The sequence below is a fragment of the Ruegeria sp. CRTD044 genome (assembly GCF_059613485.1).
Genome location: NZ_JBXWSP010000011.1, coordinates 84,594 through 95,863, shown reverse-complemented (window position 1 = coordinate 95,863; position 11,270 = coordinate 84,594). Strand labels below are relative to the sequence as shown.

Annotated in this window: 9 protein-coding genes; 3 read left to right on the top strand and 6 right to left on the bottom strand. The window is 60.5% G+C overall.

What is annotated here, in order from left to right:
* The first annotated feature begins 42 nt into the window (after positions 1–42).
* The gene (locus AC2FNL_RS10470) at positions 43–921 is read left to right on the top strand and encodes a phytanoyl-CoA dioxygenase family protein (RefSeq protein WP_170359325.1); all 879 of its coding nucleotides are present in this window, start codon (positions 43–45) and stop codon (positions 919–921) included.
* 47 nt (positions 922–968) lie between these two features.
* Here the strand turns inward: AC2FNL_RS10470 and AC2FNL_RS10465 are convergent, their stop codons facing one another.
* A complete protein-coding gene (locus AC2FNL_RS10465; RefSeq protein WP_093963136.1) occupies positions 969–2,273 on the bottom strand; it encodes a UDP-glucose dehydrogenase family protein in 1,305 nt (434 codons plus the stop codon).
* A gap of 161 nt (positions 2,274–2,434) precedes the next feature.
* Between AC2FNL_RS10465 and gmd the strand changes: the two genes are divergently transcribed.
* On the top strand, positions 2,435–3,559 hold the full coding sequence (gene gmd / locus AC2FNL_RS10460) for a GDP-mannose 4,6-dehydratase (RefSeq protein WP_496833506.1): 1,125 nt from the start codon (positions 2,435–2,437) through the stop codon (positions 3,557–3,559).
* Between the two features lie 10 nt (positions 3,560–3,569).
* Positions 3,570–4,547 carry a GDP-L-fucose synthase gene (gene fcl, locus AC2FNL_RS10455; protein WP_496833505.1) on the top strand — a complete coding sequence of 326 codons (978 nt, stop codon included), beginning with the start codon at positions 3,570–3,572 and terminating at the stop codon, positions 4,545–4,547.
* Positions 4,548–4,580: 33 nt separating this feature from the next.
* Here the strand turns inward: fcl and AC2FNL_RS10450 are convergent, their stop codons facing one another.
* The 5 genes from AC2FNL_RS10450 to AC2FNL_RS10430 form a co-directional block, all read right to left on the bottom strand.
* Entirely contained in the window at positions 4,581–5,657 is a 1,077-nt protein-coding gene (locus AC2FNL_RS10450) for a DUF2793 domain-containing protein (protein WP_496833504.1), read from the bottom strand.
* A gap of 255 nt (positions 5,658–5,912) precedes the next feature.
* Complete coding sequence (locus AC2FNL_RS10445) at positions 5,913–7,349, bottom strand: mannose-1-phosphate guanylyltransferase/mannose-6-phosphate isomerase (RefSeq protein WP_170461520.1); 1,437 nt, start codon at positions 7,347–7,349, stop codon at positions 5,913–5,915.
* Between the two features lie 72 nt (positions 7,350–7,421).
* Complete coding sequence (gene galU, locus AC2FNL_RS10440; RefSeq protein WP_496833503.1) at positions 7,422–8,315, bottom strand: UTP--glucose-1-phosphate uridylyltransferase GalU; 894 nt, start codon at positions 8,313–8,315, stop codon at positions 7,422–7,424.
* Between the two features lie 218 nt (positions 8,316–8,533).
* On the bottom strand, positions 8,534–10,339 hold the full coding sequence (locus tag AC2FNL_RS10435) for an ABC transporter ATP-binding protein (protein ID WP_496833502.1): 1,806 nt from the start codon (positions 10,337–10,339) through the stop codon (positions 8,534–8,536).
* Between the two features lies 1 nt (position 10,340).
* Positions 10,341–11,270 carry an ABC transporter permease subunit gene (locus AC2FNL_RS10430; RefSeq protein WP_170341315.1) on the bottom strand — a complete coding sequence of 310 codons (930 nt, stop codon included), beginning with the start codon at positions 11,268–11,270 and terminating at the stop codon, positions 10,341–10,343.

Sequence of the window (11,270 nt, the reverse complement as noted above, 5' to 3'; positions counted from 1 at the left end):
TTCGGCTAGGCTGTGCGTGAACCGATCCGAAAAGGTGCACCCATGCCCGACATCCAAGACCTGGCCCGGCACAAACTGACCCCATCGCAAGCAGCGCAATACTGGGAAGACGGCTTCCTGTTTCCGCTGGATATTCTGTCTGCTGACGAGGCCGCGCAGGTGCGCTCGGAACTCGAACAGATTGAACGCGACTGGATGGCCGCCGATCTGCCTCTACCGCTGAATACCTACAAGCGCGTGAATTCACACCTCGTCATGCCGCTGGCGGCGCGACTGGCTATGGATCCGCGTATACTGGATGCCGTCGAAGGCGTCTTGGGTCCGGACATCATGATCTGGTCGGCCGAGTTTTTCATCAAAGAGCCGCGCACCGTCCAGACGGTTGGCATGCATCAGGACCTGACCTATTGGGGGATGGGCGAGACCCCGGATCAGGTTACGGCCTGGCTGGCCCTGTCGCCGGCAACCGTGGAAAGCGGCTGCATGGATTTTGTCCGGGGCAGCCACAAGAACCCAATACTTCCGCACAATGACACCTATTCCGAAACCAACCTGTTGTCGCGCGGGCAAGAGATTGCGGTCGAAGTGGCCGAGGAAGACAAAACCCATATCGAACTGGCGCCCGGACAGATGTCACTGCACCACGGGCTGACCATTCATGGCTCGGGCCCGAACCGGTCGGACGATCGGCGTATCGGAATGGCCATCCGCTATATCAGCCCGAATGCGAAACAGTTGGTGGCGGACCGCGACTACGCGATGGTCGCGCGCGGAGAGGACCGGCAGGGAAACTTCATCCATGTCGATCCGCCCGTCACCCTGTTTTCTGACGAGTCGCTTGCCCTGTACGAACAGGTGCGGCGCGATCTGGGCAAGGCGCTGGCAGCTGGGGCCAAGGCCACCGTTCCGCTCTATGATTGATCCGGGTTCGAAACCCAAAAGCCAGGAGAGGCCAGGGGATTGGACGCTTAGCGCCCAACCCCGACATAGGTTTCGAAACCGGATTTCTTGACCTTGTCGCGTGAATAGATGTTGCGCAGGTCGACCATGCGTGGAGATTTCATCTCAGCGGCCATCTGCATCAGGTTCAGCGCGCGGAACTCGTTCCATTCGGTCAACAGCACCACTGCGTCGGCGTCCTTGGCTGCGGCATACGGGTCTTCGACCCACTCTACACCCGGCAGCAGAGCCTCACCCTCGGACCGGCCCTGAGGGTCGACCACGCGAACTTTGGCGCCGCCGCCGATCAGGGCGGGCACGATGGTCAGTGATGGAGCATCGCGCATGTCGTCGGTGTTGGGTTTGAACGTCACCCCAAGAACCGCCACGGTCTTGCCGTTGAAACTGTCGTCGCAGGCTTCGCGGATCTTTGCGATCATGCGTTTTTTGACCTCGTCATTCACGCGCATGACGGTTTCGGTGATTTGCATGGGGAAGGCATGTTCCTGTCCGATCCGCGCAAGCGCCGCGGTGTCCTTGGGAAAGCATGATCCGCCGTAGCCGGGGCCGGCATGCAGGAACTTGTTTCCAATACGCCCATCCAGACCGATGCCGCGCGCGACTTCCTTGACGTCGCCACCGACCCGCTCGCACAGGCCTGCGATTTCGTTGATGAATGTGATCTTGGTGGCGAGAAAGGCGTTTGCCGCGTATTTGATCATTTCGGCGCTTTCCAGATCCGTCGTCAGGATCGGAAAATCGCGCAGGTAAAGTGGGCGGTAGATTTCGGCCATCACCTCGGCGGCGCGGTCGTTTTCTACCCCCACAACGACGCGGTCCGGACGCATGAAATCGTCGATCGCGGCGCCTTCGCGCAGGAATTCCGGGTTCGAGGCGACATCAAAGTCTGCCTTGGGGTTGGCTGCTGCGACAACTTCCTGAACCTTGCGGTTGGTCCCGACCGGAACCGTAGATTTGGTCACCACCACGGTGTAGCCATCCATCGCATGGGCGATTTCCTCGGCCGCTGCCATCACATAGGTCAGATCCGCATGGCCGTCGCCGCGGCGGGTTGGAGTCCCTACAGCGATAAAGACGGCATCCGCGCCCTTCACCGCATTCGCCAGATCGGTGGTAAAGCTCAGCCGGCCGGCGGCCACGTTCTTGGCCATCAGAACATCCAGCCCCGGTTCGTAGATCGGAACCTTTCCGGCCTGCAGCATCTGGATCTTAGCTTCGGCCTTGTCGACGCAAATGACGTCATGGCCGAAATCCGAGAAGCACACACCCGACACCAGACCCACATATCCGGTGCCGATCATCGCAATACGCATTATTCAAATTCCCTTGTTACCAATGCCACCTCGGGCGGCCACACATTCGGAGAAACTTCCGCCGGTTTCAATGCCTGACAGTGGCCTCGGGTTGCATTCCATGACATCTTGCTGTTTTTGGGGCGACAAATGGGCGTCCATGAAACTGGTGGAACAAACTGATGACCAAAAAAGCGCTGATCACCGGAATTACCGGACAGGACGGGTCTTACCTGGCCGAATTTCTGTTGGCAAAGGGCTATGAGGTTCACGGGATCAAGCGTCGGGCATCCTCGTTCAACACCCAGCGGATCGACCACATCTATCAGGACCCCCACGAGCCTGATCCGAAGCTGCGCCTGCACTACGGCGATCTGAGCGATACCTCGAACCTGACCCGCATCATCCAGGAGGTTCAGCCCGACGAAGTCTACAACCTGGGCGCCCAATCTCACGTGGCCGTCAGCTTCGAGTCGCCGGAATACACCGCGGATGTCGATGCCATCGGCACCCTGCGTCTGCTTGAGGCGATCCGGTTCCTGGGACTTGAGAACAAGACCCGGTTCTATCAGGCGTCAACTTCGGAACTTTATGGGCTGGTCCAGGAAACTCCGCAGCGCGAAACGACCCCGTTCTATCCCCGCTCGCCCTACGCGGTGGCCAAGCTGTATTCGTATTGGATCACGGTCAATTACCGTGAGGCGTACGGGATGTATGCCTGCAACGGAATCCTGTTCAATCACGAAAGCCCGCGCCGCGGCGAAACCTTTGTCACCCGTAAGATCACGCGTGGTCTGGCCAACATCGCCCAGGGCTTGGAGAAGTGTCTTTACATGGGAAATATCGACAGCCTGCGCGATTGGGGCCATGCCAAGGATTACGTGCGGATGCAGTGGATGATGCTGCAGCAGGACAAGCCCGAGGATTTCGTTATTGCCACCGGCAAGCAGTATTCCGTGCGCCAGTTCATCGAATGGTCGGCGGCCGAGCTTGGGCTCACCTTGGAGTTTTCGGGCAGCGGTGTCGACGAGGTCGCAACGGTGACGGCGATCGACGGCGACAACGCCCCAGCGCTGAAACCCGGCGACGTGATCATGCGGATCGACCCGCAGTATTTCCGCCCAGCCGAGGTGGAGACGCTGCTGGGTGACCCGTCGAACGCCAAGGCCAAATTGGGATGGGAGCCGGAGCTGACCGTGCAGGAAATGTGCGCAGAGATGGTTCTGGAAGACCTCAAAACCGCCAAGCGACACGCCTTGTTGAGAGAGCACGGGTTCGAATTGCCGGTCAGCCTGGAAAACGGCTGAGGAGGCAGAAATGCGCAAGATCTACATCGCCGGACATCGTGGTATGGTGGGTGGAGCAATCCTGCGCCAGCTCAAGGCGCGCCAGGCCGATGGCGAGGCGCTTGAACTGGTGGCCCGAACCCATTCCGAATTGGATCTAACCGATCAGACGGCCGTCCGCGCCTTCATGCAGGCCGAGCGCCCAGACGTAGTGATACTGGCCGCTGCCAAGGTGGGCGGGATCCACGCAAACAACACGTATCCTGCAGATTTCATTTACGAAAACCTGATGATCGAGTGCAATGTGATCCATCAGGCTTTTGCGGCTGGCGTACGGCGTCTTCTGCAGCTGGGCAGTTCCTGCATCTACCCGCGTGAGGCAGCGCAGCCGATGCGCGAAGACGCGTTGCTGACAGGTGTTTTGGAGCCGACGAACGAACCCTATGCGGTTGCCAAGATCGCCGGGATCAAGCTGTGCGAAAGCTACAACCGCCAGCACGGGGTCGACTACCGGTCGGTCATGCCGACCAACCTGTATGGGCCGGGCGACAATTTCCACCCTGAGAACAGCCATGTTCTGCCAGCACTGATCCGCCGCTTCCACGAAGCCAAACGCGACGGGCTGGAAGAAGTGGTGATTTGGGGAACTGGGAAGCCGCGGCGTGAATTCCTGCATGTCGATGACATGGCCGAGGCATCGCTGTTCGTAATGGATTTGCCGCAGGACGTGTATCAGGCGAATACGCAACCCATGCTGAGCCACATAAACGTGGGCTGCGGGCAGGACGTTTCGATTGCCGAGCTGGCCGCACTGATCGCCAAAATCACCGGGTATTCCGGCCGGATCACGCAGGACACCACCAAGCCTGATGGTACGATGCGCAAGCTGATGGCCGTTTCTCGGTTGGCCGAGATGGGCTGGAAAGCACGCATAGGTCTCGAAGATGGTATCCGCGAGACCTATGCTTGGTTCCTTGATCAATCGGCCGGCGACCTGCGAGCCAAATAGGCACCCGGCCCAAAGACCGGGTGCGTTCGGTGATCAGAACCAGCGGCCGATGGCTGCGACTGTCGGGCTTATCGCTGCCGGATCGGACACCGCCGCCAGAACTTGCCACGCTACCTGCGTTTCGGTCGGCAAATCGAAGCTGATGAACCGTCCCAGTGCATTACCGCTGCCGCTCAGGGTCGGAGTGCTGCCCGCAGCAAAAGGCGCGGGGAAAGCCCAAGTATTCTGAGGGCTTGCAAACAGTGGCCCCATGCCGGCGGTACAAGTCACCGCGCTCGCCGCGAGAGTGCAGATCTGAGTTCCGTCCGCGAAACGAACGAATTCGCCGTTCGCATTTGCGCCGCGCTCGATCACTGCGCCGGTAGGGGTCCCGCCAGACTGCGTCACCTGACCCAAGAGGTTGCCCGGGCCATATCCGTAGTCGGCTCGCATCAGCCGTCCGGGTGTTACATCTTCAGGGTTGGCTTGAATGGCCGCGCCACTGATCGTTCCCGATGTGGCATCCACGCGCACCGCCTCTGTCCAAGAGCCTCCGTCAGGTGAAACCTTGATGGAAAAATCGGTATTGCCCGCAAGGCCCATCTCGGCGTGACCGATCCAGTTGGACTGAAACAGAAGGGAGGCAGTGTCAGTCGCGCTCGCCTTGTTGATCTTCAACTGGTGGTCGCTTCCGTCGTGGCTCAGCAATGTGGCGGGACCCCGAACCGACAAGCGGTTGGTCGGATCGTATCCAGTTGCGACCCCGACCCCGGCAAGGTTTGCAGTATTGACCGGAGGATCGATCCATCCCCCGTTGTCCCAGACCTTGAGTGCGGCGCTGGCTTGGTCCCAAACGCGCCATCCGTTTGCCGGAGTGACAAAGACCCAAGCATTGTCCAACCAAGCCGCGAGCTGCCCAGGCTTCCCCGCCCAGGCGCCTGTCGGGCTGGCCCCCAAGCCGTAGATGGCACCTTGATCTGGTGCCGCAGGCGGAATGGTTTCTTCCAGAGCCACAACACTCAGCTGCACGATCAGGTCCAGCTGCCGCAGCGCTTCGTTGTGGGTAACGTGTTTCTGCGCCTGTGAGGGTTGCAGAAACGGCAGATTCAAACGGGGGGTGATTTGGGACACGGGCGGGATCCTCCTTGGGCCATCGATTCACGGAATTCGCTGCGCGCCACCCTGCCGCGGATGGGATGAATCCCCGCTTTCGCGTGCGAACGGCACAAAAAGGATTTGGTTACTTATGGATTTCCAAAAACGAAACAAAGCCGCCCTTTTGGGGCGGCTGTGGATGGTTTTGCGATGGAGGTCGGTCAGCTGATTCTGTCCTGTACGCCCAAAGTGTGAACCGTTGGCGACCGGAGCCGAGGTGTTCAGCCATGATCAGTTGCGGGCGTAGACATCCTCGTACCGGATAATATCGTCCTCTCCGAGATAGGCGCCGGTCTGGACCTCGATCAGGACCATAGGCACCTTGCCGGGGTTTTCCATGCGGTGAACCGCGCCAAGGGGGATGTAGACAGACTGGTTTTCGCTGACCAGACGAACCTCGTCATCGATCGTGACCTTGGCGGTACCTTCCACAACGATCCAATGCTCGGACCTGTGGTGGTGGGATTGCAGGCTCAGGGCCGCACCGGGGTTTACGTGAATCCGTTTGACCTGGAATCGTTCGCCTACGACCAGGCTCTCGAACCAGCCCCAAGGGCGATGGTCGACCGGCAGAGCTTCGGCCTGCGGTGCCCCTTTGGCCTTCAGAGCGGCCACGGCCTGTTTGACATCCTGTGCCTTGTCCATGCTGGCCACCAGAACGGCATCCGGCATGGCCACCGCGATCATGTTCTCGAGCCCCATGGCAACGACTTCTTGGGAGGCTGACTCGGACCGGATCAACACGTTGTTGCAGTCGATCGTCGTCACCTCACCGGTGGTCGCAACGCCGTTTTCGTCGGGGCTGCTCAGCTCCTGGACGGCCGACCAGCTGCCGACATCCGACCAGCCGGCGGCATAGGGAACAACGCTCAGGTTTTTGGCCCGTTCCATGACCGCGTAGTCGATCGAAATGTCTTCGACTTTCCCCCAGGCCAATGCGTCCAGTCGCAGAAAGCCAAGATCGGCCTTCGCGTCCTCGACTGCAGTCTGTACCGGCGGCAACAGGTTGGGTGCATGATCCTGGAACGCGGCGATGATGTCGCGCACCGCAAACAGGAAAATGCCGGAATTCCACAGGTAACTGCCATCGGAAATCATGGCCTTGGCCCGATCTAGATCGGGCTTTTCAACGAAATGGTCCAATGCGACCGCAGCACCTGTCGCGTCGGGCGCAGCGCTGAGCTTCAGATATCCATATCCGGTTTCCGGCCGGTCCGGAGTGATCCCGAACGTCACCAGATGGCGGTCCCTCTCGATGGCAGTCACACCTTGCGAAACCGCCGCGTGGAACGCGGACTTGTCGGGAACGACGTGATCGGACGGCGCCACCAGCATCAAAGCATCCGGGTCAACCTTCGACAGGTAAAGCGCGGCCGCCAAGACCGCCGGAGCCGTGTTGCGGCCCTCAGGTTCAATAAGGATAGGACCGGGGTCGACACCAATGGCGGTAAGCTGCTCGGTGACGATAAAGCGGAACGATTCATTGGTGAGTATCAGGGGCTTGGCGTATGGTGCGTCCTTGGGCCCTCGCATCCTGTCCGCACAGTCCTGCAACAGGCTGCTGTTTCCGACCAGAGGCACGAACTGTTTGGGATAGCTTTTTCGGGACAGCGGCCAAAGCCGGGTTCCGGAGCCGCCGCACAGAATGACAGGATAGATGGTGGTCATGACGAATGGGCTTTTCGGCTGGTTTTCTGACGTTTTATCGCAGTCATCACAGGGTGGGTGAAGGACCGCCGCTTATTGGGCAGCCCGACCTGTGGCAACAATATCATTCAGATAGGCGCTCAGGTCGTCGCTCAGGTCATTCCGGGCCAGGGCAAATGCCACGGTAGCCTGCAGGAAGCCCGCTTTTGATCCGCAGTCGAAGCGTTGACCATCAAAGCGGTATCCGAAAACCGGGACACCGTTTCCGATGTCTTCGGCGATGGCATCGGTCAGCTGGATCTCTCCGCCGCTGCCTTTCTTCATCTGATTGAGGTTGTACAGCACCGACGGCCCCAAAATGTATCGACCGATCACCGCCATGTTCGACGGTGCCTCGTCGGCCTTGGGCTTTTCGACCATGCCGCGGGCGCGGATCACCTTGCCGGAACTGTCGGCGGCGTCCAGAATCCCGTACGAGCTGGTTTTTTCGGGTGCGACCTCCATCGCGGCGACCATGTTGCCGCCGGTTTCCTCATAAGCCTCCACCATCTGCTGCAGGCAGGGTTTGTCGGCTGCAATAACGTCGTCCGGCAGCATGACCGCAAAGGGTTCATCGCCGATCAGACGGCGGGCGCACCATACGGCGTGTCCCAGCCCCAGAGCCTTGTGTTGGCGGATATAGGCGATAGCACCGCTTTCCATGTTGGTGTTCTCGAGAACCTCCAACAAATCATCCTTGCCTTTGGCCTTCAGCTCCTGCTCCAGCACGAGATTGTGGTCGAAATAGTCTTCGAGCGCCGATTTCCCGCGTGATGTGACGAAGATGAACTCGGTAATACCCGCAGCGCGGGCTTCGTCGATGGCATATTGAACGAGAGGCCGGTCAACCAGCGTCATGATTTCCTTCGGAACGGATTTCGTTGCCGGAAGAAACCGGGTGCCCAATCCTGCGACAGGGAAAATCGCCTTGGTGACCTTGCGTGACATGTGACCTCTCAAATTCAAAAACTTAGCCGGTGGACGTGGTGCATCCGGGGCTTCCTCTTAGGCTGCGAAACCGGATCAATCAATGATGCCCGAAGAAACAGGCCGAAAACGACCGAAGGGTGCCATCTGGTCATGGCAAAGTCAAAATACCCATTTCCAATATCTCTGCCCTAACGGGCAAGCACCCCGAAGCCGGTTGCCCGGCTTCGGGGACTGGATCAAGCGCTCGCCATGATCGCTTCCAGCGGATCGTGTTCAGCCACGAAATGCCCGGGCGAAATCTCGCTGAGCGCGGGAACATAGTCGGTCTGACCCGCCGCCAGACGGCTGGGCAGGAACCGCAGCGCTGCCTTGGGATCCATCGGCGAGGGCAACTCGCCCGGCAGTTTCAGTCGTTGGCGGCTGCGCTCGACATCCGGGTCCGGGATCGGAACCGCCGAGATCAGCGATTGCGTGTAGGGATGAACCGGGTTCGAGCAGATCATCTCGCCATCGCCCAGCTCGACGATGCGACCCAGATACAGAACCATGATCCGGTTCGACACCGCGCGCACCACCGACAGGTCGTGGCTGATGAAGATCATCGACAGGCCGAACTCCTGCTGCAGTTCCTTCAGCAGCTGCACGATCTGCGCCTGGATCGACACGTCCAGCGCCGAGACCGCCTCGTCGCAGATGATCAGCTTGGGCTTGTTGATCATCGCCCGTGCGATGCCCACCCGCTGGTTCTGCCCGCCCGACAGCTCGTGCGGGTAGCGGTTGATCATGTTGGCGTTCAGGCCGACCCGTTCCATCATCTCGGCGACCATCTGCTTGCGCTCGCGCTCGGTCAGGTCGGGGCGATAGGTCTTCAGCGGTTCCGCGATCGAGGCAGAGATCGTCATCCGCGGGTCCAGGCTGGCCAGCGGGTCCTGGAACACGATCTGCAGATCCTTGCGGTACTTGTTCAGCTCGGCCCGTTTCAGCCCGACGATTGGATGGCCCAGCCAGCTGACATTGCCGTCGCTCGGCTCGATCAGCTGCAGCACGGCACGGGCGAGGGTGGACTTGCCGCAGCCCGATTCACCGACCACGCCCAGGGTTTCACCCCTGCGGATGTCAAAGCTGACCCCGTTCACCGCCTTCAAAGGCACCTTGCGGCCAAAGATGCCGCCCGGAACGTGGATCGGGAAATGCACCTTGACGTCATCGACCTTCAGCAGCGGCGCCTCGTCGGTCTCCACCGCCTTGGGCGCGTCGCCCGCGTCGATGCGGGGCATGGCCTCGATCAGGGTGCGGGTATAGTCGTGCTTGGGCGCGTGAAAGATCTCGCGCGTGTCACCGGCCTCGACGAACTCACCCAGGCGCATGACCTGCACCCGGTCGCACATGCGGGCCACGACGCCCATGTCATGCGTGATCAGGGCGATGGCCGTGCCTTCGTCCTTTTGCAGACGTACCATCAGGTCCAGAATGTCGGCCTGAACGGTCACGTCCAGCGCGGTGGTCGGTTCGTCGGCGATCAGCAGCTTGGGATTGCACAGCATCGACATGGCGATCATCACCCGCTGGCGCATCCCGCCCGACAGCTCGTGCGGGAACTGGTCCAGACGGCGCGCGGCCTCGGGGATGCGCACGCGGTCCAGCCATTCCAGGCACCGTTGCCGCGCGGCCGAACCCTGCAGGCCTTCGTGCACCTGCAAGACTTCACGCATCTGCTGGCCGACCCGCAAATGCGGGGTCAGGGCGGTCAGCGGGTCCTGAAAAATCATGCCCACGTCATCTCCGCGGATCTGGTTCAGCTTGTTCACGGGCAGGTTCAGAATTTCCTGCCCGTTCAACAGCACCGACCCGGTGGCTCGGCCCGCCGGCGGCAGCAGCCCCATCGCGGCCATGAAGGTCTGGCTTTTGCCCGACCCGCTTTCGCCGACGATGCCCAGGCATTCGCCCGGCGCGATGTCAAAGCTGATGTTCTTGACGGCCTCGACCACCCCGTCGGGCGTGTCGAACTGAACGCTCAGGTTCTTTACGGAAAGCAGGCTCATGTCAGCGGTCCTTCGGATCCAGTGCGTCACGCAGGCCATCGCCGATGAAGAACATCGTGATGATAATGGTGACGTAAAATGCCAGGGGGTACATCAGTTGCCACAACGTGCCGTAACCCATGGTTCCGGCGCCCTCGGCGATCAGACGACCCAACGAGGTATAGGGCTCGGAGATCCCCAGCCCGAGGAACGAGATGAAACTTTCCGTCAGGATCATCTCGGGCACCAGCAGCGAGGCATAGACGATCACCACGCCCAGCAGGTTGGGCAGGATGTGGCGGTACATGATGGTGAACTCGCTGACACCGGCGGCGCGGGCGGCCTCGATAAACTCGCGGTTCTTCAGGGTCAGGGTCTGGCCGCGCACGATCCGCGCCATGGTCAGCCAGCCCACCGCACCCAGCGCGATGAACAGCATGAAGAACGACCGCCCCGCCACGACCAGCAGCAGGATGATGACCAGCGTGGCCGGAATGGCCAGCAGGATGTCGACGAAGCGCATCATCACGCCATCGACGCGCCCGCCGATGTAACCGGCGGCGATGCCGTAGCAGGTGCCGACGATCAGCGCGGTGGCCGCCCCGATCAGGCCCACCAGCAACGAGGTGGTGGTGGCCTGGATGACCCGGCTGTACAGGTCGCGCCCCAGATCGTCGACGCCGAAATAGTGGCCGGTTTCGATGGACGGCATACCCATGCCGGCCACGTCGCCCATGACGTTCCAGTCGATTTCCTCGTTGCTCCAGACGGCAAAGTAGGGCCCGATGATCGTGAACAGAACGATCAGGCCCAGGATGAACACGCTGGCCATGGCGGCCTTGTTGCGGACAAAACGCATCCGCGCGTCCTGCCAAAGCGAACGCCCCTGAATGACCGTGTAATCGGTGATGTCTTCGGCCAGATGGGCGGCTTTCTGAGATTTTCCAAGCAC

Excerpts from the sequence above, each read along its gene's own strand:
- AC2FNL_RS10470 (WP_170359325.1), top strand. The coding sequence starts at position 43 with ATGCCCGACATCCAAGACCTGGCCCGGCACAAACTGACCCCATCGCAA.
- AC2FNL_RS10465 (WP_093963136.1), bottom strand. The coding sequence starts at position 2,273 with ATGCGTATTGCGATGATCGGCACCGGATATGTGGGTCTGGTGTCGGGT.
- gmd (WP_496833506.1), top strand. The coding sequence starts at position 2,435 with ATGACCAAAAAAGCGCTGATCACCGGAATTACCGGACAGGACGGGTCT.
- fcl (WP_496833505.1), top strand. The coding sequence starts at position 3,570 with ATGCGCAAGATCTACATCGCCGGACATCGTGGTATGGTGGGTGGAGCA.
- AC2FNL_RS10445 (WP_170461520.1), bottom strand. The coding sequence starts at position 7,349 with ATGACCACCATCTATCCTGTCATTCTGTGCGGCGGCTCCGGAACCCGG.
- galU (WP_496833503.1), bottom strand. The coding sequence starts at position 8,315 with ATGTCACGCAAGGTCACCAAGGCGATTTTCCCTGTCGCAGGATTGGGC.
- AC2FNL_RS10435 (WP_496833502.1), bottom strand. The coding sequence starts at position 10,339 with ATGAGCCTGCTTTCCGTAAAGAACCTGAGCGTTCAGTTCGACACGCCC.